23 protein-coding genes are annotated in these 24,522 nt (G+C 62.1%); 7 read left to right on the top strand and 16 right to left on the bottom strand.

The features are described from left to right. Window positions 1–39: 39 nt before the first annotated feature. From ACX82Z_RS10935 to rpsF, 10 genes are all read right to left on the bottom strand, one after another. On the bottom strand, window positions 40–771 hold the full coding sequence (locus tag ACX82Z_RS10935; RefSeq protein ID WP_459588689.1) for an SDR family NAD(P)-dependent oxidoreductase: 732 nt from the start codon (window positions 769–771) through the stop codon (window positions 40–42). A gap of 12 nt (window positions 772–783) precedes the next feature. Continuing rightward, window positions 784–2,256 carry an amidophosphoribosyltransferase gene (gene purF / locus ACX82Z_RS10930; protein WP_459588687.1) on the bottom strand — a complete coding sequence of 491 codons (1,473 nt, stop codon included), beginning with the start codon at window positions 2,254–2,256 and terminating at the stop codon, window positions 784–786. Between the two features lie 62 nt (window positions 2,257–2,318). Beyond that, complete coding sequence (locus ACX82Z_RS10925; protein ID WP_459588685.1) at window positions 2,319–2,861, bottom strand: CvpA family protein; 543 nt, start codon at window positions 2,859–2,861, stop codon at window positions 2,319–2,321. Window positions 2,862–2,912: 51 nt separating this feature from the next. Beyond that, on the bottom strand, window positions 2,913–4,313 hold the full coding sequence (radA, locus tag ACX82Z_RS10920; RefSeq protein ID WP_459588683.1) for a DNA repair protein RadA: 1,401 nt from the start codon (window positions 4,311–4,313) through the stop codon (window positions 2,913–2,915). Further along, window positions 4,306–5,490, bottom strand: coding sequence for an alanine racemase (gene alr, locus ACX82Z_RS10915; RefSeq protein WP_459588682.1), 1,185 nt, complete (start codon window positions 5,488–5,490; stop codon window positions 4,306–4,308). The genes radA and alr overlap by 8 nt, the downstream gene beginning before the upstream one ends. Continuing rightward, on the bottom strand, window positions 5,491–6,981 hold the full coding sequence (locus tag ACX82Z_RS10910; protein ID WP_459588681.1) for a replicative DNA helicase: 1,491 nt from the start codon (window positions 6,979–6,981) through the stop codon (window positions 5,491–5,493). A gap of 195 nt (window positions 6,982–7,176) precedes the next feature. Beyond that, window positions 7,177–8,442 (bottom strand): class I SAM-dependent methyltransferase, encoded by a 1,266-nt coding sequence (locus ACX82Z_RS10905; RefSeq protein ID WP_459588679.1) that lies wholly within the window; start codon window positions 8,440–8,442, stop codon window positions 7,177–7,179. Window positions 8,443–8,582: 140 nt separating this feature from the next. Further along, the gene (gene rplI / locus ACX82Z_RS10900; protein WP_459588677.1) at window positions 8,583–9,194 is read right to left on the bottom strand and encodes a 50S ribosomal protein L9; all 612 of its coding nucleotides are present in this window, start codon (window positions 9,192–9,194) and stop codon (window positions 8,583–8,585) included. A gap of 196 nt (window positions 9,195–9,390) precedes the next feature. Next, entirely contained in the window at window positions 9,391–9,639 is a 249-nt protein-coding gene (rpsR, locus tag ACX82Z_RS10895; RefSeq protein ID WP_252913465.1) for a 30S ribosomal protein S18, read from the bottom strand. After that, on the bottom strand, window positions 9,639–10,100 hold the full coding sequence (gene rpsF, locus ACX82Z_RS10890; protein ID WP_459588675.1) for a 30S ribosomal protein S6: 462 nt from the start codon (window positions 10,098–10,100) through the stop codon (window positions 9,639–9,641). Before rpsF ends, rpsR begins: the two co-directional genes overlap by 1 nt. Before the next feature lie 334 nt (window positions 10,101–10,434). Between rpsF and fabD the strand changes: the two genes are divergently transcribed. The 7 genes from fabD (at window position 10,435) to gmk (ending at window position 16,788) form a co-directional block, all read left to right on the top strand. Then, window positions 10,435–11,376: an ACP S-malonyltransferase gene (gene fabD / locus ACX82Z_RS10885; protein WP_459588673.1), complete on the top strand. Its 942-nt coding sequence runs from the start codon at window positions 10,435–10,437 to the stop codon at window positions 11,374–11,376. Between the two features lie 23 nt (window positions 11,377–11,399). Continuing rightward, window positions 11,400–12,137: a 3-oxoacyl-[acyl-carrier-protein] reductase gene (gene fabG, locus ACX82Z_RS10880; protein WP_459588671.1), complete on the top strand. Its 738-nt coding sequence runs from the start codon at window positions 11,400–11,402 to the stop codon at window positions 12,135–12,137. Between the two features lie 253 nt (window positions 12,138–12,390). Then, entirely contained in the window at window positions 12,391–12,627 is a 237-nt protein-coding gene (locus ACX82Z_RS10875) for an acyl carrier protein (protein WP_024586204.1), read from the top strand. A gap of 55 nt (window positions 12,628–12,682) precedes the next feature. Next, a complete protein-coding gene (gene fabF, locus ACX82Z_RS10870) occupies window positions 12,683–13,945 on the top strand; it encodes a beta-ketoacyl-ACP synthase II (RefSeq protein WP_459588670.1) in 1,263 nt (420 codons plus the stop codon). A gap of 83 nt (window positions 13,946–14,028) precedes the next feature. Further along, the gene (gene mltG, locus ACX82Z_RS10865; protein ID WP_459588668.1) at window positions 14,029–15,213 is read left to right on the top strand and encodes an endolytic transglycosylase MltG; all 1,185 of its coding nucleotides are present in this window, start codon (window positions 14,029–14,031) and stop codon (window positions 15,211–15,213) included. Between the two features lie 25 nt (window positions 15,214–15,238). Beyond that, window positions 15,239–16,129 carry a YicC/YloC family endoribonuclease gene (locus tag ACX82Z_RS10860; protein WP_459588666.1) on the top strand — a complete coding sequence of 297 codons (891 nt, stop codon included), beginning with the start codon at window positions 15,239–15,241 and terminating at the stop codon, window positions 16,127–16,129. 2 nt (window positions 16,130–16,131) lie between these two features. Beyond that, a complete protein-coding gene (gene gmk / locus ACX82Z_RS10855) occupies window positions 16,132–16,788 on the top strand; it encodes a guanylate kinase (protein WP_459588664.1) in 657 nt (218 codons plus the stop codon). Between the two features lie 5 nt (window positions 16,789–16,793). On the opposite strand, the gene rsmA is transcribed toward gmk, so the two are convergent. The 6 genes from rsmA to lptF form a co-directional block, all read right to left on the bottom strand. Continuing rightward, a complete protein-coding gene (rsmA, locus tag ACX82Z_RS10850) occupies window positions 16,794–17,621 on the bottom strand; it encodes a 16S rRNA (adenine(1518)-N(6)/adenine(1519)-N(6))-dimethyltransferase RsmA (RefSeq protein ID WP_459588662.1) in 828 nt (275 codons plus the stop codon). Continuing rightward, window positions 17,618–18,625, bottom strand: a complete 1,008-nt coding sequence (gene pdxA / locus ACX82Z_RS10845) for a 4-hydroxythreonine-4-phosphate dehydrogenase PdxA (RefSeq protein WP_459588660.1) — start codon at window positions 18,623–18,625, stop codon at window positions 17,618–17,620. Before pdxA ends, rsmA begins: the two co-directional genes overlap by 4 nt. 2 nt (window positions 18,626–18,627) lie before the next feature. After that, complete coding sequence (locus ACX82Z_RS10840; RefSeq protein WP_459588658.1) at window positions 18,628–19,551, bottom strand: SurA N-terminal domain-containing protein; 924 nt, start codon at window positions 19,549–19,551, stop codon at window positions 18,628–18,630. A 93-nt stretch (window positions 19,552–19,644) separates the two neighbouring features. Beyond that, window positions 19,645–22,053 carry an LPS-assembly protein LptD gene (locus ACX82Z_RS10835; protein WP_459588656.1) on the bottom strand — a complete coding sequence of 803 codons (2,409 nt, stop codon included), beginning with the start codon at window positions 22,051–22,053 and terminating at the stop codon, window positions 19,645–19,647. A 20-nt stretch (window positions 22,054–22,073) separates the two neighbouring features. Further along, window positions 22,074–23,162, bottom strand: coding sequence for an LPS export ABC transporter permease LptG (gene lptG, locus ACX82Z_RS10830; protein WP_459588654.1), 1,089 nt, complete (start codon window positions 23,160–23,162; stop codon window positions 22,074–22,076). Next, window positions 23,159–24,343 carry an LPS export ABC transporter permease LptF gene (gene lptF / locus ACX82Z_RS10825; RefSeq protein WP_459588653.1) on the bottom strand — a complete coding sequence of 395 codons (1,185 nt, stop codon included), beginning with the start codon at window positions 24,341–24,343 and terminating at the stop codon, window positions 23,159–23,161. Before lptF ends, lptG begins: the two co-directional genes overlap by 4 nt. Between the last annotated feature and the right edge of the window lie 179 nt (window positions 24,344–24,522).

Raw genomic sequence — 24,522 nt, 5'->3', positions numbered from 1 at the left:
AATCAATCTGGCGAAAATAAAATGGTTCCGTCAGGACGACTAATCGACGAACCGGTCTTCGCGAATGGAGAAGGTCTTGCCGGTGACGTCGACCGCAGGAGAGGCAAGCGCTGCAATGCGACCGGCGATTTCCGAAGGATGGGGCACATCCATCGGGTTTTCGCCTGCCATGGCGAGCGCACGGTGGGCCGTGCGCGTCGGGCCGGGATCGACCAGGTTCACGCGCAGCGCCGAGTTCTGCGTTTCGAGCGCCCAGCTTTTCGTCATCGCGCTGACGGCAGCCTTGGACGCTGCAAAAGGCCCCCAATAGGCGCGCGGCGCGGTTCCAAGATCCGATGTCATGACGACAGCGCGGCCGGCGTCGGAGAGCTTCAGCAGCGGATCGACCGAGCGGATCACCCGCCATGTCGCGGTCACGTTCGTCGCGATGACCTGATCGAAGACCTTCGCCTTCACATGGCCGAGCGGCGCGATGATGCCCAGGATGCCGGCATTGGCGACAAGAATGTCGAGCTTTTTCCAGCGTTCGTGGATCGCGCCGCCAAGCCTGTCGACGCCGGGCGAATCCGTCAGGTCAAGCGGGACCAGCGTCGCCTGACCGCCTGCCGCCTGGATTTCGTCGTCGAGCTCTTCCAGCCCGCCCACCGTGCGCGCCACGGCGATGACATGCGCGCCCGCCGCCGCAAGTTCCTTGGCGACATGGTAGCCGATGCCGCGCGATGCCCCGGTGACGAGCGCCACGCGGCCGGTAAGATCGAGTTTTTCAGTCATGGTTTCCGTTGATTACTGGCCATTGTTCGCAAGCAGCGAGAGCGTGCGAACATTGTCGACGCCATCGAGATCGGTCAGGCGGGTCGGATATTGCTTGGTGAAGCAGGCATCGCAGAATTGCGGCTCGTCATTGTTGCGCTCAGCTTCGCCAACGGCGCGGTAAAGCCCGTCGATGGACAGAAAGCCGAGCGAATCAACGCGAATGAACTCTGCCATTTCCTCGACCGACATGCGGCTTGCCAGAAGTTTGGCGGTCTCGGGCGTGTCGACGCCGTAAAAGCACGACGCGCGCGTTGGCGGCGAGGCGATGCGCATGTGAACCTCGCGCGCGCCCGCGTCCCGAACCATCTGCACGATCTTCTGGCTCGTCGTGCCGCGCACGATCGAATCGTCGACCAGCACGACACGCTTGCCCTCGATGATCCGACGGTTGGCGTTGTGCTTGAGCTTCACGCCCATGTGGCGGATCGAGTCGGACGGCTGGATGAAGGTCCGGCCGACATAATGGTTGCGGATGATGCCGAGTTCGAAAGGAAGCCCGGCCTCCTGCGCGAAGCCGATTGCCGAGGGCGTTCCGGAATCGGGCACCGGAACGACGACGTCGGCTTCGACCGGATTTTCGCGCGCGAGTTCCGCGCCGATATTCTTGCGCACGTCATAGACGTTGCGACCTTCCAGCACCGAATCGGGTCGCGCGAAATAGACATATTCGAAGATGCAAAAACGCGGCTTGACCGGCTCGAACGGGAAGAAGCTTTCGACGCCGTGCGAGGTGACGACGACCATTTCGCCCGGCGCAAGGTCGCGAACGAAGCGCGCGCCCATGATGTCGAGCGCGCAGGTTTCGGAGGCAAGGATGTAGGCGCCATCGAGGTCGCCGAGAACCAGCGGGCGGATGCCGAGCGGATCGCGGCAGCCGATCATCTTCTTCGACGTCAGCGCGACGAGCGAAAACGCGCCTTCGAGCTGACGCACAGCTTCGATGAAGCGCGAACTGATATCGCGCTCCTTGGAGGTCGCGACGAGGTGCATGATTGTCTCGGTGTCCGAGGTGGACGAGAAGATCGCGCCTTCCTTCTGGAGCCGGCGCTGGACGGTCATCGCATTTGTAATGTTGCCGTTATGGGCGACGGCGAGGCCGCCATCGGCGAGTTCGGCAAAAAAGGGCTGAACGTTGCGCAGGCCCGAGCCGCCGGTCGTGGCATAACGCGTGTGGCCGATGGCGCGCGAACCGTGCAGGCGATCCATCACCGACTGCTTGGTGAAAGTGTCGCCGATCAGCCCGATATGACGCTCGACATGGAATTGAGCGCCGTCATAGGAAACGATACCGGCCGCTTCCTGCCCACGATGCTGGAGCGCGTGAAGGCCGAGCGTCACGATCGCGGCGGCGTCCTGTCGGCCGAAAATGCCGAAAACGCCGCATTCGTCATGGAAGCGGTCGTCGCCGTCTCCGGAGAAGGGAGTATCGTGTTCGTCTGCCATGGTCGGGGCCCTAGCGTCTTCCAGAACGAAATGAAGCGGCGCCTGTCGGCGCCGCGTGAAACTCAGTTGCCTGCAGGGGCTTCCTCGCCGGATGTGCGCTCGCCAATCCGGTCCAGAAGCGAATTTTCGGGGTCATCGGGCAAAACGCCTTCCAGCCACGTTCCGATGCCTTCGAGCAGCGGGCGCGATTTCGCCTCCGCCACCCAGCCCGGCTGATTGGTGCCGACCAGCCATGAGAAGAACAGGAAGGCGACCGCCACGACCAGAATGCCGCGCGCCGCGCCGTAGACGAAGCCAAGCGTCCGGTCGAGTGCGCCCACTCTGGAATCGATGATGAAATCGGCAAGCTTCATGGTGATGACGGTGACGATGATCAGCGCGATGAAAAAGACGATTGCCGCAGCCGCGAAAAGCGCCAGCTGCGCATTGTCTATATAGGGTTCGAGAAACGGTACTACGAGGGGGTGGAAATAGAATGCCGCCGCGGCGGCCGCGACCCACGAGGCGATCGACAAAACTTCGCGTGAAAAGCCGCGCACCATGGCGAGCATGGCCGAAACGAGGGTGAACCCGACGAGAATTCCGTCAAGCAGCGTTATCGGCATTTGAGCTCCATAGTCGTTCCGGCATCGGATCGTTCGCCGGCCAATCCCGTTCTAATCTTCGCCGGCTTGCGGCTTGCGCCGACCTGCGATGCGGGCCACGAGATCGGCAAGTTCTGAAAGCGGCACCGTGCGTGCGCCCGAAACCTTGTCCGTGTCGTCACCCGTCCGCGGCATGACGGCCTGAGCAAACCCCAGCTTTTCGGCTTCCTTGAGGCGTTGCTGCGCATGCGCGACAGGCCGTATGGCGCCCGAAAGGCTGATTTCGCCGAAATAGACGCAATCGGCTGGCAGGGCAAGTCCGGTGAGCGAGGAAACGAGCGCCGCCGCGACGGCCAGATCGGCGGCTGGCTCGGAAATGCGATAGCCGCCGGCAACGTTGAGATAAACATCGTGCGTTGCGAACCGCACCCCGCAATGCGCTTCGAGCACCGCGAGGATCATCGACAGGCGCGAATTGTCCCACCCCACGACCGCGCGGCGCGGCGTGCCGAGCGGTGAGGGCGCAACGAGTGCCTGAATCTCGACCAGCACCGGGCGCGTGCCCTCGATGCCGGCGAAGACGGCTGCGCCGGGCGCTTTCGTGGATCGCTCGCCCAAAAACAGCTCTGACGGATTGGACACCTCGCGCAAGCCCTTGTCCGACATCTCGAAGACGCCGATCTCGTCGGTCGGACCGAAGCGATTTTTCACCGTGCGCAGGATGCGGTAGTGGTGGCCGCCTTCGCCTTCGAAATAGAGAACACCGTCAACCATGTGCTCGACCACGCGCGGCCCGGCGATCTGGCCATCCTTGGTCACATGGCCGACGAGCACGATCGCGCAGCCGGTAGACTTGGCATAGCGGATCATTGCCTGCGCGGACGCACGCACCTGCGTCACCGTACCGGGTGCGGAATCGGCAAGGTCGGTCCACAAGGTCTGGATCGAATCCAGGATGACGAGATCGGGCCGCTTGCCCTCCGAAATCGTCGCCAGAATGTCCTCGACATTGGTTTCGGCGGCAAGCTCGACGCTGGTGTCGGCCGCGTGAAGTCGTTGTGCGCGAAGACGGATCTGCGCGACGGCTTCTTCGCCGGATACATAGACGATGCGATGGCCGTTGCGGGCAAGCGCGGCGGCGGCCTGCGTCAAAAGCGTGGACTTGCCGATGCCCGGATCGCCGCCGACGAGCAGCGCCGAACCGCGCACGAAACCGCCGCCGGTCGCCCGGTCGAGTTCGCCTATGCCGGTCGAAATGCGCGGTGCTTCCTCGATCTCGCCCGAAAGCGTGGTCAGCGCGACGACGCGGCCCTTACGCGACGACTGCAGCGCGCCGGGGCCTGCCCCGATGCCGGAGTTCGAGCCTTCCTCGACAAGCGTGTTCCACTCGCCGCAGGCATCGCATTTGCCCGCCCAGCGCGTATGCACCGTGCCGCAATTCTGGCAGATGAATTGTGTTCGGGATTTAGCCATCGGTCCTTCGGTCGCGGTTGACCACATGGCGGTGGTAGCGCGCGCCCAGCGAGGTCAGAAGTTCGTAGGGGATCGTTCCCGCCGCTGCGGCCGCTTCGTCGATCGTGATATTCGGCCCGAAAAGCTCGATCCAGTCGCCGTGATTGACGGCGCCCGGCCCAAGATCGGTGACGTCGAAGAGAGTCAAATCCATCGTGATGCGGCCAAGGATCGGCACGCGCTTCCCGGCAATAAAACCATGTCCGCCGGCGGGCAGAGCATCGCGTAATGGAACACCCGCACCCGACATGGAGCGGTGCAGTCCGTCCGCATAACCGGAAGCGGCGACGGCGATGATCGTGTCGCGTTCAAGCGCTTGCGGAGCGCCGTAGCCGACGGTGTCGTCCGCTTTGGCGCTGCGCACCTGAACGATCCGAGCCTCCACGGTCGCAACCGGTCGCATCGGATTGGCCGTGCCCGTCTGCGGTGCGCCTCCGTAAAGCGCGATGCCCGGCCGCACGATGTCGAAAGCGTAGTGGTCGCCTAGAAAGATGCCAGATGAATTGGCAAGGCTTGAATCGATGCCGGAGAAAAGCCGGTCAAAGGTCTGGAAAGATTCGAGTTGCCGCTGGTTCATCGGCGATGACGGATCGTCGGCGCAGGCGAGGTGGCTCATCAGGAGCCGCGGGCTAAGCGCGCGCGTCAGCTTGTTTTCGTGGAAGAAGCGATTGAGCTGCGCGTCGGTCAGCCCGAGCCGGTTCATGCCCGTATCGACATGGATGGCGCACGGGCGCGATACATCTTCGCCGTCCCAGCCATACGCCTCCCAGATCGAGATATCCGTCTCGTCGTTCAGAACGGGAATGAGTTCCGCCTCGCCGTAGGCCTGCGCCGCGTGGCTTTCGAACAGCCCCGCCAGAACGTAGATTTCAGCCTCGGGAAGCAAACCGCGCAACGCGATGCCCTCATGCGGCAGGGCGACGAAGAAGATGCGGCAGCCCTCCGCCCACAGAACCGGCGCGACGACATCGAGGCCGAGACCGTAGGCATTCGCCTTGACCACGCCGGCCGAGCGCGCCGGATGCGCCTTGGCGGCCAGCAATCGGTAATTGGCGGCAAGCGCCGCCACATCGATCGAGAGGCGCCCGCCGGCCAGACGTGGATCAGGACCCGTTATGTCACGCTCGCGAAACGGCAATTACTCGAACCGTTCCGGCAAATGGTGCTCTTCGGCCAGATCGGCAAAGCGCGTGAACTCGCCGACGAAGGAGAGCGACACCGTGCCTGTCGGACCGTGACGCTGTTTGGCGATGATCACTTCGGCCTTGCCGCGCACTTCGTTCAGCTTCGTCTCCCACTCCTGATGCTCGAGCGTTCCGCGATCGGGTTCCTTGTTCTTCATGTAGTATTCGTCGCGATAGACGAACAGCACCACGTCGGCGTCCTGCTCGATCGAGCCCGATTCGCGAAGGTCGGAGAGCTGCGGGCGCTTGTCGTCACGGCTTTCGACCTGACGCGAAAGCTGGGACAGCGCGATGATCGGAACGTTGAGTTCCTTGGCGAGCGACTTCAGGCCGGTGGTGATCTCGGTGATTTCCTGCACGCGATTTTGCGCCGACGCCTTGGACGAACCCTGCATGAGCTGCACATAGTCGATGACCAGAACATCGAGGCCGCGCTGGCGCTTTAGCCGTCGCGCGCGCGCCGAAAGTTGCGCGATGGAGATGCCGCCGGTCGCGTCGATGAAGAGCGGAATTTTCTGAAGCGTCTGCGTGCAGCCGACGAGCTTGGAAAAGTCAGCTTCGGTCAGGTCGCCGCGCCGGATCTTGGAGGAGGGCACTTCGGCCTGCTCTGAAATGATACGCGTGGCGAGCTGCTCGGCCGACATTTCGAGCGAGAAGAAGCCGATCACGCCGCCATTCTTGGCCTTGAAGGAGCCGTCCGCCTGCTGGTCCGGCTCGTAGGCGTGGGCGATGTTGAACGCGATATTGGTTGCGAGCGAGGTCTTGCCCATGCCCGGACGACCGGCGAGAATGATCAGATCCGACGGCTGGAGGCCGCCCATCTTGCCGTCGAGATCGCGAAGCCCTGAGGAAACGCCAGACAGATGCCCGTCGCGCTGATAGGCGGCGGCTGCCATGTCGATGGCGGTCTTGACGGCATCCGAAAAGCTTTCGAAGCCGCCATCGTAGCGGCCCGTTTCTGCGAGCTCGAACAGGCGGCGCTCGGCATCCTCGATCTGCGCGGCCGGCGACATATCGACCGGTGCGTCATAGGCGATGTTGACCATGTCCTCGCCGACGGTGATCAGTGCGCGGCGCGTGGCGAGATCGTAGATCGCGCGGCCGTAATCGGCGGCGTTGATGACGTTGACCGCTTCGGCGGCAAGGCGCGCGAGGTAGTGCGAGACGGTCAGGTCGCCGACCTTTTCCTCGGCCGGCAGGAAGGTCTTGAGCGTGACCGGGTTGGCCATCTTGCCCATGCGGATCAGTTCGCCCGCGACCTCGAAGATCTTGCGATGCAGCGGTTCGTGGAAATGCTGGGACTTGAGGAAGTCGGAGACGCGGTAGAACGCATCGTTGTTCACGAGAACGGCACCGAGTAGCGCCTGCTCGGCCTCGATATTGTGCGGCGCTTCGCGATAAAGCGGCTGTTCCACGGGAGCGAGCTTGCGAGCGGCTTCGGCCATTTCCATGTCCATCTGTCGGAAGCGCCGACGGAACGAGAAACGTGAATCGCGGCTGGTGCCAAGGTGTCTAGCGCGTCGAAGCGGGCACACCAAGGCGAATCAGACCATCAACATTATTTCACAGGGATGCGGGGAAGAAAGTGCGTTTTTGGGACCGTGCGACTTGACTCGTGCAGCGCTGCCACACCAGTCCGCTCAGGCCTTCTTGCGTCGGCGGGACTTCGGCGCTTTTGCGGCTTCCTCGTCATCGGCCAGCCGTTCCTCGACTTCGTGGATATAGTCGCGGGTAATAGGCAGCGTGTCGTTGCGGCGCGTAAGCTGAATCTGGAAGACCATCAGATCCTGCCAGCGGAAAGCACCTTCAGACGCGGCGAGATAGAACTCCCACATCCGGCAGAAGCGCTCATCGTAAAGCGCCTTCGCACGGTCGCGATTCGCCGCAAAGCGCTCGCGCCAGTGCCGCAGCGTCTCGGCGTAATGCAGGCGCAGGATTTCGACGTCGTTCACCATTAGCCCGGATCGTTCGATCGCGGGAAGCACCTCGGAAAGCGCCGGTATGTAGCCGCCGGGAAAGATGTGCTTGCGTATGAACGGCGCTGTCGCGGCGGGAGGACCGGAGCGACCGATCGAATGAAGCACCATCACCCCGTCCGGTTTCAACAGCTTGGCACAGGTGTCGAAGAAGGCGTGGTAGTGGTTGACGCCGACATGTTCGAACATGCCGACCGAGACGATCCGGTCGAAACGCTCCTGAAGGCTGCGATAGTCGCGAATTTCGAAATGGACGTGCCGGTCGAGGTCAAGCGCGTGCGCGCGTTCCGTCGCAACGCGGTGCTGTTCATCGGAAAGCGTCACGCCGAGCACGTCGGCCTCGAAGTGCTGTGCCAGATATATGCCGAGTCCGCCCCACCCGGAGCCGATGTCGAGAAGGCTCAGGCCCGGCTTCAGGGCGAGCTTGGCAGCGATGTGACGTTTCTTCGCCTTTTGCGCCTCGTCCAGCGTCATGTCGGGACGCTCGAAATAGGCGCAGGAATACTGCATGTCCTCGTCGAGAAAGAGCCGGTAGAGCTCTTCGGAGAGATCATAGTGGTGCTGGACATTCGCCCGCGAGCGCGAGGCCGGATTCCATTGGTGCAGCGGCTTGGCAAGCAACCGGCCTTTTTCCGCCGCGCGCATCAGTGGCGTGTGCGCTTCGGCAAGATCGAGATTGGCGTAGGCGAAGTGGATGAAATCGAGAAGATTGCCTTCGACGATATCGAGTTCGCCGTTCATGTAGGCTTCGGGGACGGCGTTTGCCGGGTTCAGAAGGATCGAGCGTTCCGCACGCGTGGTGCGCAACACTATGTGAATTGGCTTTCCTTCGCCGTTTCCGAACCGATTCCTGTCGCCACGCGAATCCGTCACGATCAGGTTGCCGGTTCTCACGATTCGGTTGCCAAGCTGTTTCAGCATCCAGAACATCGCAGACCCATGAGATCGACACGATCTACATAACGTAGGGTAATGTTGCGAACTCTTAAAGGGTCCCGAATGAGGCCACGAAATGCAAAACGCCCGAGCCAGAAGCCCGGGCGTTGGAATCGTCGCGATGAAAAGAACGCTTATTCGCGCTCTTCGCCTTCGTCCGCTACGACCTCTTCTTCCTCGTCGCCATATTCGGCGTCCGGGTCGAAGAAGGCGTCGGGACGTGCGTTCTCGTTGATGTCGTCGCCATAGATGGCTTCGGCCGAATCGAGCGTCTCGCCACGTGCCTGGCGCTCGGCTTCGTCAGCCGAACGGGCGATGTTCAGCGTGACCGTCACTTCGACTTCCGGGTGAAGCGCGATGGCGACGTTGGTCAGGCCGATGGTCTTGATGGGCTGGTTCAGCTCGACCTGGTTGCGGCCGACCGAGAAACCTTCTTCCGTCAGAAGCTCGGAGATGTCGCGCGTGGAGACCGAACCGTAAAGCTGGCCCGTCTCACCGGCCGAGCGGACGACGATGAACGTCTTGCCGTCGAGCTCGTCGGCGACCTTCTGGGCATCGTTCTTGCGCTCGAGGTCGCGAGCTTCGAGCTGGGCGCGCTGGCCTTCGAACTTCTTCTTGTTGGCTTCGTTGGCGCGCAGCGCCTTGCCCTGCGGCAGGAGGAAGTTACGGGCAAACCCGTCCTTCACCTTCACGGTCTCGCCCATCTGGCCGAGTTTGGCAACGCGTTCGAGCAGGATGACTTGCATGTCACTGTTCCTTTTTCATTCGTCGGCGGACCGACATGGCAGGAACAGGAGGAAGATGCGTAAATCGCGTCTTCGGGCGCTGTCCTGCCGGTTGGCAGTTAGAGATGGGAAAAGTCGCATCTCAACTCGGAATTTCGTCTCGCCGGCATGCCGATCACACCGGGAGAAAAGGGGCGGCGAGCCGCCCCTCGAAGTTTTACTTCACCACGTAAGGCAGCAGGCCGAGGAAACGTGCGCGCTTGATCGCCTTGGCGAGTTCGCGCTGCTTCTTCTGGCTGACCGCCGTGATGCGGGACGGAACGATCTTGCCGCGCTCGGAAATGTAGCGCTGCAGGAGCTTGACGTCCTTGTAGTCGATCTTCGGTGCGCCGGCGCCGGAGAACGGGCAGGTCTTGCGGCGGCGGTGAAACGGCCGGCGCGTCGGGATCTGGTTGATATCGACCATTATGCACCAGCTCCTTCTGCCTGGGCTTCACGGGGACGGCGCGGGCCGCGATCGTCGCGGTCGCCACGATCGCTGCGCGGGCCACGGTCGCGGTCGCCGCCGAAACGATCGCCGCGCGGGCCGCGATCACCGCGGTCGTCGCGCTTCTGCATCATCGCGGACGCGCCTTCCTCATGTGCTTCGACCTTGATGGTCATGAAGCGCAGAATGTCTTCTGACAGGCCCATCTGGCGTTCCATTTCCTGAATGGCGGCGGCCGGAGCCGTGATGTCCATCAGGTTGTAGTAGGCCTTGCGGTTCTTGTTGATGCGGTAGGTGAGGGACTTCAAGCCCCAGTTCTCGACCCGACCGACCGATCCGCCATGCGCTTCGATGACGCCCTTGTACTGTTCGACAAGAGCTTCGACCTGCTGCGCGGAGAGGTCCTGACGGGCAAGAAACACGTGTTCGTAAAGTGTCATGTTTTCTTAGCCTTTCTTCGTTTCCCTGCACGGTGCCCGCGGCAAAAGCCTCATCAACTTCCCAAGCGCCGCAAAGCGGGCAAGAAAGGCTGTGGTCGAGACGGTCGAGAGCGGAGACACGGGAGGCCGAAGGTACATGACCTTCTGCATGAACATGCCTTTCGGAACGCGCATGGCCCTCCGTTCAGCCCCCAGCAGGACCGGCAGAGTGGGGCGCTTATACATGATCGGAGCCGCATTGCAACGTCCCTTCGGTGCTCGGGACGCCGCTAGCCTTGACTTTTGAAGCGTGTCTGCGCCACACGGCAGGCGAAAAGTCGAAGGAGACCGAGCTTTGGCAATCGCATTCACCTTTCCCGGACAGGGCAGCCAGGCCGTCGGCATGGGCAAGGACCTTGCCGACGCCTTTCCCGAAGCGCGCGCCGTTTTCGAGGAGATTGATGAGGCGCTCGGCGAAAAGCTGTCGGCCACCATGTGGGACGGTCCCGAAGATGCGCTGACGCTCACCGCCAACGCGCAGCCCGCGCTGATGGCCGTATCGATGGCAGCGATCCGCGCCATGGAGGCGCGCGGCTTCGACATGAAGGCGAAGGTCGCTTACGTCGCGGGCCATTCGCTCGGCGAATATTCGGCGCTGTGCGCCGCCGGCATGTTCTCCATCGCGGATACCGCGCGCCTCTTGCGCATTCGCGGCAATGCGATGCAGGCTGCCGTTCCGGTCGGCGAGGGCGCAATGGCAGCCATCATCGGGCTGGAACACGATGTGGTGCAGTCGGCTTGCGAGGAAGCATCCGCCAAAGGTGCATGCCAGATTGCTAACGACAATGGCGGCGGACAGCTCGTGATCTCCGGCGCGAAGGCCGCCGTCGAGGAAGCTGCGCGTCTTGCAACCGAAAAGGGCGCCAAGCGCGCCTTGATGCTGCCGGTCTCCGCACCCTTCCATTCATCTTTGATGGCTCCGGCAGCCGACGCCATGCGCGAAGCGCTGGCAAAGGTGGAAAAGAATGCGCCGGTCGTTCCGGTAATCGCAAACGTCACCGTGTCGGCGCTGACCGACCCGGACGAAATCGCGCGCCGGTTGGTCGAGCAGGTGACGGGCCAGGTGCGCTGGCGCGAGACGATCGAATGGTTCGGCGCAAACGGCGTCACCACTCTTTATGAAGTGGGCACCGGCAAAGTCCTTTCAGGGCTCGCTCGCCGCATCGACCGGAACCTGACATCGCAGACGATCAACACGCCTCAGGACGTCGAGGCCGCGCTTGCGGCGCTCGGCTGAACCGAACAAGGAAAAACAAGAACATGTTCGATCTGACAGGAAAGAAGGCGCTCGTCACCGGCGCGACCGGCGGCCTCGGCGAGGCCATTGCGCGTGCGCTTCATGGCGCAGGCGCGACGCTCGGTATCCACGGCACGCGCGTCGAGAAGCTCGAGGCGCTGGCCGCCGATCTGGGTGAACGCGTAAAGGTGTTTCCGGCCGATCTTTCGGATCGCGCGGCGGTCGCCGAACTGGGAAAGAAGGTCGAAGCCGAACTCGACGGCGTCGATATTCTCGTCAACAATGCGGGTATCACGCGGGACGGGCTGTTCGTGCGTATGTCCGACGAAGATTGGGACGCAGTGCTCGAGGTGAACCTTGGAGCGGCTTTCCGCCTGACACGCGAGTTGACCCATCCGATGATGCGCCGCCGCTCGGGCCGCATCATCAACATCACGTCGGTCGTCGGCGTGATCGGCAATCCCGGGCAGGCGAATTACTGCGCGTCGAAAGCCGGGCTCGTCGGATTTTCCAAGTCGCTGGCTCAGGAGATCGCCACGCGCAATGTGACGGTAAACTGCGTTGCGCCCGGTTTCATCGAATCGGAGATGACGAACAAGCTCAACGACAAGCAGCGCGATGCGATCATGAGCACCATTCCCATGCGCAAGATGGGCAAGGGAAACGATGTGGCCGCTGCGGTCGTTTATCTGGCCTCCGATGCCGCCGGTTACATCACCGGGCAGACCATTCACGTCAATGGCGGCATGGCAATGATCTAGAGGCGGGCTGGTTTCCGGCGCTTTTGCGTTGGAAATCACCTTTTCGCCTTGGACGGCACGTCCAATTCGTGTAATCGGGCTGCCGAAATGACCGGTGACGAACCTATCCGTCGCCGTAAGGACCGTTGAAAAGGGCGCAGGCAATTCAAGGTATGGCGGAAAGCTTCCGTCGAAAGCCTGACATCTTTCAACTTGATTAGCCGTAAAGGTGCGGCTAACGAAGACCAATCAACCAACTTCGAGGTTTTTCGAAATGAGCGATACCGCAGAACGGGTCAAGAAGATCGTCGTCGAGCACCTGGGCGTCGAAGCCGACAAGGTGACGGAAGGCGCGAGCTTCATCGACGATCTGGGCGCAGACAGCCTGGACACTGTCGAACTCGTGATGGCCTTCGAGGAGGAATTCGGCGTGGAGATCCCCGACGATGCCGCCGAGACCATCCTGACGGTCGGTGACGCCGTCAAGTTCATCGAGAAGGCCACGGCCTGATCTCGTCAAGCCGCGCGGCTGCATTTCAGTGATTGCACTTGAGGGAGGATAGGCAATGAGACGCGTCGTCGTCACGGGCCTCGGTCTTCTGTCGCCATTCGGCGTCGGTGTGGAACACGGCTGGAAAGAGCTTCTTTCCGGGAAAAGTGCTGCGCGGCCGATCGATCAGTTCGAAACTGACGATCTTCCGGCCAGGATCGCCATGCCGATCCCGCGTGACAAGGCGCTTGCAGGTGCCTTCGATCCCGACGCTTTTCTGGAGCCGAAGGAACAACGCAAGGTCGGCGACTTTATCCTTTACGGCATTGCCGCCGCCGATATGGCGCTTGCGGATTCCGGCTGGGAACCGAAGACCGAAGACGACAGAAACGCCACAGGCGTCATGATCGGCTCGGGCATCGGCGGCATCGAGGGCATCGCGGAAAACGCGCTGATCCTCAAGGAGCGCGGCCCGCGCCGCATCAGCCCGTTCTTCATTCCCGGCAACATCATCAACCTCGTGTCGGGGCAGGTTTCGATCCGCCATGGCCTCAAGGGGCCGAACCACGCGGTCGTCACCGCCTGTTCGACCGGCGCGCACGCCATCGGCGACGCGGCGCGTCTTATCGCCTTCGGCGATGCGGACGTGATGCTGGCCGGTGGTGCCGAATCGCCGATCGCACGTTTGTCCATGGCCGGCTTCGCTGCCTGCAGGGCGCTTTCCACGCAGTATAACGACACGCCGGAAAAGGCGTCGCGGCCTTATGATCGCGATCGTGACGGCTTCGTCATGGGCGAGGGTGCCGGCGTTCTGGTTCTGGAAGAACTGGAGCACGCCAAGGCGCGCGGCGCGAAAATCTATGCCGAAATCGTCGGCTACGGGCTTTCGGGCGACGCACATCACATCACGGCTCCGGCCGAGGACGGCGACGGCGCGTTCCGCTGCATGAAGATGGCGCTGAAGCGCGCCGGGCTAGAAGCGGCCGATGTCGATTACATCAACGCCCATGGCACCTCCACCATGGCCGACACGATCGAACTGGGCGCAGTCGAGCGCCTTGTCGGCAATGCGGCTTCGAAGATTTCGATGTCCTCGACCAAATCGTCGATCGGCCATCTTCTGGGCGCGGCAGGTGCCGCCGAAGCGATTTTCTCGATCCTTGCGATCCGCGACAATATCGCGCCCGCGACGATCAATCTGGACAATCCGGCCGTGGAAACGGCCATCGATCTCGTGCCGCACAAGCCGCGCGAGCGCGAAATCAACGTGGCGTTGTCGAATTCGTTCGGGTTTGGCGGCACGAACGCGTCGTTGGTCTTCAAGCGCTTCGACGCCTGAGCACACGCCGTCGCAAAGATTTGCCATGTTTGGCGCTACCGTGCCGTAGCGATTCTACGTGCATCCTGACCTTTTGAGGCTCCATGACGACTGATTCTGCAGGCGCCCCGCCGCCCGGCCAGCCGCCGATTCATTCGAGGCCGAAATCGCCCGGCGAAACGCTGCGCACGAAGCCCGGCACGCCGCCGCCCGCGCTGCGGTCTCGCCGCTCGCGCAGTCAGTTCGTAATTTTCATGAATTTTGTCATGTCTTGCATCGTCTTCGCCACTTTGGCGGCTGGCGCGGCATGGTATTTCGGCAAAGTCCAGTTCGAGGGCCCCGGCCCGTCGACCGAGGCGCGAACGGTCTTGATCCAGCCCAATACGGGCGTCAGCGAGATCGCCACGACGCTTCAGCGCGAAGGCGTGATCACCAACGCGCAGATTTTCCGCTATGGGCTGCGGGTTTATGACCGGGACGCGATCTTGCGCGCAGGTGAATACGAGGTGCCGGCCGGCGCTTCGATGTACGACATCGCCGAACTCCTGAAGAGCGGACGTTCGGTTCAGCGCGCCTTGACCATTCCCGAGGGGTTCACGGTGCATCGCGCGTTCGAGCGCATCGCAGCGATGGAAGGGCTCGAGGGCGATATGCCGTCGGAACTTCCCCCGGAAGGGTCGATCGCGGCCGATACGATCAACTTTACGCGCGGCATGAACCGTCAGGAAATGATCGACCGGCTGTCTGCCAATCAGCAGCGCATGATCGAAACGATCTGGGAGGGCCGCGCCGATGATTTGCCCATCGAAACCGTCGAGGAATTCGTGACGCTGGCGTCCATCGTCGAGCGCGAAACGGGGCAGGCGGCCGAGCGTCCGCACGTCGCCTCGGTCTTCATCAACCGGCTGCGTCAGGGCATGCGGCTACAGTCCGATCCGACCTTCATCTATGGAATTTTCGGCGGCGAGGGTAAGCCGTCCGACCGCCCGATCTACCGTTCGGATATCGAATCCGACACGCCCTACAACACCTATCGCATCAACGGGCTGCCGCCCGGTCCGATCGCCATTCCCGGCCGCGCCGCGCTTGAGGCGGTCGCCAATCCGATCGAGACGGATGATCTTTACTTCGTCGCGGACGGGACGGGCGGCCATGCCTTCGCGCAGACGCTCGACGAGCACAATCGCAACGTCGCCCGCTGGCGGCAGGTCGAGCGCGAGCGCCGTGAGGCTGGCGAGGCTGTGACCGACGAGGACCCGGTTGCGGCGGGCGAGGTCGTGGAAGACTGATGCTTTTGGCTGCGTGGGGGCGGAAATGAGCGTTCAAAGCATGACGGGCTTTGCCCGCGCGTCAGGCAGTGCCGGCGGTGATGAGATTGCCTGGGAACTGAAATCCGTGAACGGCAAGGGGCTGGAAGCGCGCCTTCGCGTGCCGCCCGGCTTCGAGAGCGTCGAACAACTGGCGCGTCAGGCGATCCAGAAGGCGTTTCAGCGCGGCAACCTTCAGGCGACCTTGTCCATCTCACGAGTTGCCACCACGGAGTCTCGCGTTGCGGTCAATGAAATCCTGCTCGTCGAATTGGCCGCGCTGGCGCAAAGGCTGGAGCGCGAATTCGGAGCAGCTCCCGCCCGCGCCGACGGATTGCTTTCGCTGCGCGGTGTGATCGAAACGCAGGATACTGCACTGGACGACGAGGCGCGTGCGACGCGCGACCGCAAGATCCTCTCCCTGCTCGATGAAGCGCTCTCGCACCTGGCGGCGGCGCGAGGCGAGGAAGGCGCTGCGTTGCGTGGCCTGATGCTTGGCCATATCGACCAGATCGAAACACTGACGGATCGCGCGGAAGCCGATCCGGCGCGCGAACCACAGGCGATCCGCGCACGCCTTGCCGAGCAAGTCGAACTGCTTCTCAAGACAGGTGCGCCGCTCGACGAGGCACGGCTCAATGCGGAAGCGGCATTCCTGGCCACGAAAGCCGACATCAGGGAAGAGATCGACCGGCTGCGCACGCATATCGCGTCGGCCCGATCATTGCTGGCCGATGGTGGTGCCATCGGACGCCGGCTCGATTTTCTTTCGCAGGAATTTAACCGGGAATCGAATACGTTGTGCTCCAAATCGAACGCGGCGACGATTACGGCCATCGGTCTGGAACTGAAGGCAGTCATCGACCAGTTCCGCGAACAGGTCCAGAATCTGGAGTAGCAATGTCCAAGGAACTGCCGTCTGCCGCGATCCGTCGCCGTGGCCTGATGCTCGTCATCTCTTCGCCCTCGGGTGCGGGCAAGTCGACCATTGCGCGCAATCTTCTTGAAACCGATCCCGCTTTCCAGCTTTCGGTGAGCGTGACGACGCGCCAGCGCCGCCCGAGCGAGATCGAGGGCAATCATTATCATTTCCGCACGAAGCGCGAATTCGAGCTGATGCGCGACAACGACGCTTTGCTCGAATGGGCTGAAGTGCATGGCAATTTCTACGCGACGCCGCGCGAACCTGCAGAAGCGGCGATGGCTGCGGGACGCGACATGCTGTTCGACATCGACTGGCAGGGCGCGGTGCAGCTGCGCGAGAAAATGCGTGGGGATATCGTCTCGATCTTCATCCTGCCGCCGTCGATGCGCGAATTGAAATCGCGTTTGACGAGGCGCGCCGAAGATCATGAGGACGTCATCGAGGCACGGCTGAAAAACGCCCGCGTCGAGATCGAGCATTGGCGCGAATATGATTATGTGGTCGTCAATGACGACCTCGACCGGGCTTTCCATGCCGTCGAGGCGATCGTAAAGGCCGAGCGACTGCGCCGTGACCGACGTCCGGGCCTGTTCGAGTTCGTCTCGGACCTGCTTTCAGAACCCGTTGAGTAAAAAGCTTACAACTCGCGGGCTATCGCGACGAATTCCTCGACCGAAAGCGTCTCTGCTCGCCGGGTTGGGTCGATCCCGATCCGGGCCAGCAGTGCTTCGCCGCCGATCGGCTTGAGGCTCTGGCGCAGCATTTTGCGGCGCTGTCCGAATGCGAACTCCGTAACGCGAGAGAGCTTGGACGCTTCGACGGGGAGCGGCTTGGCGCGCGGTTCCAGATGCACGACGGCGGACGTGACCTTCGGCGGTGGGGTGAAGGCCTGCGGGGGAAGGTCGAACAGGATGTCGGCATGCGCCCGCCAGCCGGCAAGAACGGCAAGACGCCCATAGGCGTCGTCGCCCGGCTGCGCCACGATGCGCTGCGCGACTTCTTTCTGGAACATCAGCGTCAGCGAGCGCCAGTAGGGCGGCCACGGCTCGGTGGACAGCCAGCGCACGAGAAGTTCCGTGCCGATATTGTAGGGCAGATTGGCGACGATCCGCACATCGTTCTGGTCGGCGGCAAGTGCCGCAAAATCCGTTTCCAGCGCATCGCCCGAAATGATTTCGAGCCGGCCGGGATAATGGGATGAAATCTCATCGAGCGCGGCAAGACAGCGCTCGTCGCGTTCGATGGCGATGACATGGCGTACGCCGTTAAGAAGAAGCGCGCGGGTCAGTCCGCCCGGTCCCGGTCCGACTTCGATGACCGTTGCGTCGGTGAGGTTTCCGGCACCGCGCGCGACCTTCGACGTGATGTTCAGGTCGAGCAGAAAATTCTGCCCGAGCGACTTCTTGGCGCGCAGATCGTGGCGCGCGATCACGTCGCGCAGGGGCGGCAATCCATCGATGCTCATGCGGCATGGCTCCCGCTCATCCGGTCTGCAAGGCGGATGGCGGCGATCAAGCTGTCTGCGCGCGCAATGCCCTTGCCGGCGATGTCGAATGCCGTGCCATGGTCCGGCGAGGTGCGCACGAAGGGAAGGCCGAGCGTGACATTGACGCTTTCGTCGAAGGCGAGCGCCTTGGCGGGGATCAATGCCTGGTCGTGATACATGCAGATGGCGACGTCATAGCTCTCGCGCGCCCGGGCATGAAACATCGTGTCGGCGGGGAGAGGGCCGAAGGCGTCGATGCCTTCGGCGCGCAACATTTCGATGGCCGGTGCGATCGTCTCGATCTCCTCGCGCCCCATCGCCCCGCCTTCGCCGGCATGCGGATTGAGCCCGGATATGGCAAGGCGCGGCTTGGCAATCCCGAAGCGCGATCGCAGGTCGAAGGCGGCGATACGGCAGGTGTCGAGGATGAGTTCGCGCGTCAAAGCGGCGGGAACGTCGCTCAGCGCGATATGGATCGTCACCGGAATAGCGCGAAGCTGAGGCCCGGCCAGCATCATCACAGGCCTCGGCGCGCCGCCGAAGAGCTTTTCTGCAAGATGGCCGAGATATTCCGTATGGCCGGGAAAGCGAAAACCGGCATCATAAAGCGGCTTCTTGGCGATGGGGGCTGTAACGATCGCGCGCGCCTGTCCGCCGCGCACGAACCCGACGGCCCTGTCGATAGCCTCGATGACACCGGCTGCATTCGCAGTATTTGGCTCGCCGGGCGCATCGGAAAGCGGATGCGCAAGAGGGATGACCGGAAGTGCGTTGTCGAACACGCTATCGGCGAGCGTCATGTCCGTTTCTGTTATCGAAACGTCGACACCGATGCGTTCGCCGCGCGCGCGAAGCAGCGCAGGGTCGGCAAGCACTGCAAAGGACGCAAGCTCGTCCTGTCGACGCGTCGCCCATGCCTTGAGTATCAGTTCAGGCCCGACGCCCGAAGGCTCGCCGCATGTGATGACGAGAGGCGTCGGCAAGGTCAGCGTTGGACGATCTGGGCGCGTCCGCGCAATTCGTCGGTATATGTCTTGCTCAACGCGTCGGAATCTTCGCTGTTGCCGAGATTTTCGGCTTCGAACACCGCTTGTGCAACGGTGTCGTCGGAAACTTCACGTGCCGAGCAGATGCCGATGAACTCGACGCCCCGCTCGGTGTCACGAACCGGGGTCGCGGAGCCTGCGCGGGCCGCCTTGATCGGATCGGACCATTCGGGCGGCAGTCGCGGCTCGAGGACGCGACCGAGATCGCGAACCGTTACATCCACGAGGCCCTTGGCAAACTCGCGGGTCGTATCGCAACCCTGGAAGCGGGCACGCATTGCCTCTGCCTCGCGCCGGCGTGTCGCAAGACGGGCCCCGCGCTCGGCGGTCGGCACGACGAAAATGACCTGCTGAAGCGTGTATTCGGTCGCAGACGGCTTGTCGCCGCCCTGCTCGAGCATGCGCTGGACCACGTCCTGCTCGCTCATGCTCGTCTGATCGTGACGCGCGCGGGCCTGAAGCGCTTGTCCCCAGCCCATTTGCGAGCGGATGAAGTCGAGGAAGTGCTGTTTGGTCACGCCGGTTTCGGCCATGATCTGATCCATCTGCGCGATGCTCATATTGTTTGAGCTCGCGAAGCGCTGATATGCCTGCGCCACATCGTCATCGCTGACGCGAATGTTGAGGCGCTGGATTTCGGCACGGCGCAGTGTCTGGTCGATCAACTCCTGCGCTGCCGCTTCTTGTCCACCACCGCGACGCTGCAACTGCAGAAAAGCAGCGCGGCGCTGGATATCGTAGCTGGTGACCGGTGTATTGTTGACGATGTAGCGGATTTCGCTCGTCTGAGCCATCGCACCGTCGGGCAGGGCGGTGAAACCGATAGCGAGAGCCAGACCGGCTGTCAGCAGCAATGTCTTCATCCGTCAAAGCCTCCTTGAGCCGGCGCGCGACAATGTTCCACGATATTCAAGCCCTTGCAGTGCATGTTGGGCGAAACGATGTCAACCGGCAGATCAGAACGTGGAACTGTTGGACGTCGATTGCCCGAAATCACCCAATGTACGCAAGGTGATGTTCACGCCGAAGTCGCGGGTCAGGACGTCGTTCGTTCTGTTGTTTCGGGTTTCGGCATAGGTGAAGTTGATGCCGAAGCAATCGTCGTCATAGGCGAAACCGATACCGCGGCGAACCATGTGGTTCGTGTTGAGATCGAACGTGGCGTTACCGAAAACGCGCCAGTATTCATGGACCTGCGCTGAACCGCCCACGCGGACTTCATGACGGTCCTCGCTGAAGCCGTAGGACGGCTGCGCATCGATGAATGCGTATTGCGCGGACACGGTGGCGAATGCCGACGAATAGCTCGCGGCGACATCTGTGCGTCGAACCTCAAAGCCGTCCTTGTCGAAGCGGGCACCTGCCGCAAGCGATACGCCCAACGGCGTGGTGAGACCGACCGATCCGACATAGTCGGAAACGTCGTCCTCGAGGCCGGAATACGCTCCGGCATAGACGAGGTCGGGCGAGGCGAAGGGGTTGCGGCCGGCCAGATGATAGGACTGGCCCACGATTGCGTTTGCACCCCAGCCACCGCCAAGATCGCCGGTGTATCGCAGACCCAGATTGGCGCGTGTGCCGCCTTCGATCCGGTCATATCCGGAGAACTTGTCGCGTTCGAAAAGATTGCTGGCATCGAAAACGAGGCTTTGCGCGTCTTCGTTGGGAATGCCGAGTGAATTTCCGTACGGCTCGTTCGGACGGGCGAAGAGTTGCCCGGTCGGCTCAAGGATATGCGTGCTGCTGGACGTCGAGAACAGGATCGGCCAGCGCGCTTCAAGACCGGCCGTCGCCATCGAGCGATAGTAGGCGGAGCGGATGTCGGCCGTCGAGCCTTGCGCGGCCGCGACAGCCCCGACACCGCGCGCTGGATCGAACGCGCCGTCTCCAAAATTCACCCCGATACCATCCTGACGGGCATGGAGCATCGGCGTCAGCACGAGGCCGCCTTGCGTGATGAACGAGCGTTTCCACTCGGCCTCCGCCGTTATACGACCCGAGCCGCCGTCAAGTCCGCGACCGGATGGGAACGAACCGCCATTTCCGGTCAAGGAGCCGGGATCGCGCCCGTCGTAGCGGTCGCGCCAGAGCGCCTGACTATTGACGTCGATGGTCAGTTCGCCGCCTGCGATCGGCGTGTCGGGCGTCAGGCTGTAGTCGAAGGACGGCAGCACGACGGGCTGTAGCGGAGAGGATGCCGCAGGGTTGCGGGTGCCGTCAGGGCGGAAGTCGAGCGCGCTTTCCTGCGTCTGGAAATGATAGGCGCGCAGGTCGAAGAAATTCCGTCCGTCAAGGCCGGTCAGATAGATTTGCGAGGTAACGCGATACGCGCTCGCCTGCTCGATGTCGTACGTGTAGCCAAAATTCTTGTCGGACTGGATCATTCCGTCCCAGCCGAATTGCCAGCGCGGATTGATCGCGAAATTACCGCGCGAGGCGATCAGGCCGCGTGTCTCTTCATGTGCATCGACGGTGAATTGGTTGAACTCGTCGGGATTGCGCTGCGAGATGCCGGCGATCTTGAGGTTGTACTGGCCGTTATCGAAGCGCTGGCGCCATTCAGCCTCGGCCAGAAAGCCCTGCTTGGTGTAGCCGCTTCCATAGACCGTAAGGTCATAGGTGGGCGACAGCGCGAAATAATAAGGCACGCGCAAATACTGGCCGAGACGTTCTGAACTTCCATAGGTCGGCGCGAGAAAACCGCTTTTGCGCTCCACGGTCGGGTCGGCGATCTCGAAGGCGGGAAGGAAAGCGAGTGGCACGCCGAGAAACTCGAATCGCGCCCGTTCGAACCGGATGGTCTTCGTTTCACCGTTCCAGATGATCTTCTGGGCTTTGATATTCCACACCGGAGACTTGTCCGGATTTTCCTCGCAGGGCTCGCAGGCGGTGTAGACGCCGCGCTCGAACTCGGTCACCGCACCGTCGCGCCGCTCCGCGCGGTCCGCGCCGAAATAAGTGCGATCCGGTGTTTCGACGCGCAACGTGCGCACGAAGGCGTCGGCGAAATCATCGGTCACGTCGATTTCGTCGGCTTGAAAACGCGTTCCGTCTGGATCGATGATCTCGACACCGCCGCTGGCGATAAGCCGTGACGTTGCGCGATCATAGGTGACGCGCTGGGCGACCAGCCGGTTTCCGTCATATTCGATCTGGACCGAGCCGACTGCCGTGATGCGATTCTGGTCGTTGTCGTAGACGAGCGTATCGGCTTCGAGCAGCATGTCGGCGTCGGGATTGCCCGCTGCTGCAAGGTCGATCGTCTGCGCTGCCGCAGGCGTGTGGGCGAGCAAAGGCAATGCTGCCACGAAAGCGACAACAGCCGTAGCGCCGACAAGGCGTCTGGACAAACCGGCCTTACTCATGCCCGCAAGCACGCCCCTCACTAACCGTCCTCCCTGTAAAGCAGGAAGGTCACCCCGAAAAAGCCGGCAACGATGACCGGAAGCCATGCTGCGACGACAGGCGGCACAAGTCCGGCGCTCCCGAACGCCTTGACGAGTACCGTGACGACATAAAGCAGAAAGCCGGCAAGCACGCCACCCAGAATCATGGTCGATGACTGCCCCATACGTGCAAAACGCATCGACACTGTTGCAGCAATGAGCGTCATCGCGACGAGCAGCGCCGGCATCGCCAGCAACGAATGAAGATGCATGGAGAAACTATTGGCCGGCAGGCCGAACGAACGGGCGGCCGCGATCTTGCGGGGAAGCTCGAAAATCGGAATCGTCTCCGGAGTGGCCAGGCGTTCGAGGATGAATTCCGGCGTCAGATTGGTGGGTATGCTGTACGTTTCGAAGGGCTGGGGAGGAACCCCGCTCATCGTGCGCCGGCCGTTTTCCAAAAGCCATGACCCATTTTCCAGATGGGCTCGCTCCGCGTCGTAGCGCTCGATTGCGCTTGTATCAGCACCGACGACGATGAAGGTTGCGTTAACGAGCTGCAATCCATCGTCGAGAACGCCGGCTGCACCGATAAACGTTTCGGTGTCGCCCACGCGCTGCTTGATCCAAGGTGCGTCGGGGCCGGCGACCGGCGTTCCGGTTCCGCCGCGAATGTCGGCCTCCAGAAACTGCGTGCGCTGGAAGCCATAGGAGGCGACGGGATTGAGAACGAAAAGGGCAGCAAGCCCGAAACTCATCGCTCCCGCGCAGATGGGCAGCAGGAACTGCCATGCCGAAATGCCGGCCGCGCGCGCGACGACGAGTTCGTATTTGCGGTTTAGCGAGATCAGTGTCGCGATGCCCGAGACGAGCGCAATGAAAGGCACTGCCTGCTGCATGATGATGGGGGTCTGCATGGCCGCGAAGCTGATGCCCCACCAAAGGGAATAGTCCGGCAGATCACCAACGCGCCGCGATATTTCGGTGAAATTGATGATGAAGATCAGACCGAAAATGCCGGCGAAGAACCAGAAGGTGATGATCAGGTAGCGCCGCATGAAATAGGCGCCGAGCGTGCGTCCGATCATGACCCGCCTCCTTGCCCGGCGCTCCGGGGCGAGGGGGGTCGCGAAAAGGTCTGCTTCCAGATATCATAGAGCCGGTCGGTCCAGTTGACCGGTATTTCGAGCCGTCTGTTGGTGACGATCACCCAAAGGCAGATGGCGGCGGCGATGGCTGGAACGGCATACATGAGCGGCACCATGGCCGGACTGTCCTTGGCGGCATTGCCGATGACGAACCCCTCCCATCGCACGAAAAGGGCAACGATCGTGGTCGTGATCAATGGGTGGATTCGCGATTCGCGGAACGAGCGCGAATCGCCTGCGACCGCCAGTCCGACAAGCGCGAAGACGATCGGATAGACCCAGTCGGTCAGCCGGCGATGTAATTCGGCGGTGAAGGATTGCGGCGACGAGCGGAAAACCGGATCGTCGGGGTCGGGGTTCATGAGAAATCCGAGAGTGCGGTCCTTCGGCAGGTAGTTGATCGTCGCCGTGGCCGGCGCGAATTCCGCAAGGTCGAACGCGTAGGACTGATATCGTATGACCGAGACGTTGCCGGTGGCGTTGCGGCGATGAACGACGCCGTCCTGCATGACGAGCACATGCTCGTTGTCGAGCTCGATCGTCGCTCCCGTCTTTGCATAATAGATCAGCTCGGTCTCTTCCTCGCGCGTATCGGCCAGGAAGATGCCGCCGAAGCGTCCGTCAGGCAGATGTTCGCTGATCTGGATAACGAGACCGTCGTCGATCGTCTGGAAGGTGCCTTCCTGAACGACCGACGACAAAAGATCGGCACGCGCTTCCGAAACCAGCACGCGCAGGCGCTCGCGCGCAAACGGCTCGATGCCGTTCTCGATTGCGAATGAGGCGACCGAGGCGAGTGCTGCGACCAGCATGATGGGTCGCACGACGGTCGTCTTGGGGCTTCCCGATGCGGTGATGACGATGAGTTCGGAATCGGTGTTCATTGCGCTCAGCGTCTGCGCAACGGCGATCGCCAGCGCAAAGGGGATGACGATGGGAATCACCGAAGGCAAAACGAGTGCCGCGATCTCGAAAAAAGTCGTCGCCGACTGCCCGCTGCCCGTCACCAGATTGATCCGGGCGAGAATCTGCGTCGTCCAGACGATGGACAGCACCCACAGGAGCGTAATCGCGAAAATCGCGAATGTGCGCCGCATGATGTAGGTTTCGAGCACTTTCATGCGGTAGTCTGATCCGTTCAAATGGGGCCAACATGCGGCGAATCCGATTGCCGCAAGGTTGCCCGTCTGCGCTTTGCGGCACCGGTGAACCACACAATCGGTCACCTTGGCAAACAAATGCCGAAGACACATGGTTAACGATATGTTGACGGGCGCGCGCGCTCAACGCGGCCTTGAAA

The sequence above is a fragment of the Aliihoeflea sp. PC F10.4 genome, from assembly GCF_054612275.1.
Note: the sequence above shows the minus strand (reverse complement) of the source record. Positions and strands in the feature narration are given on the sequence as shown.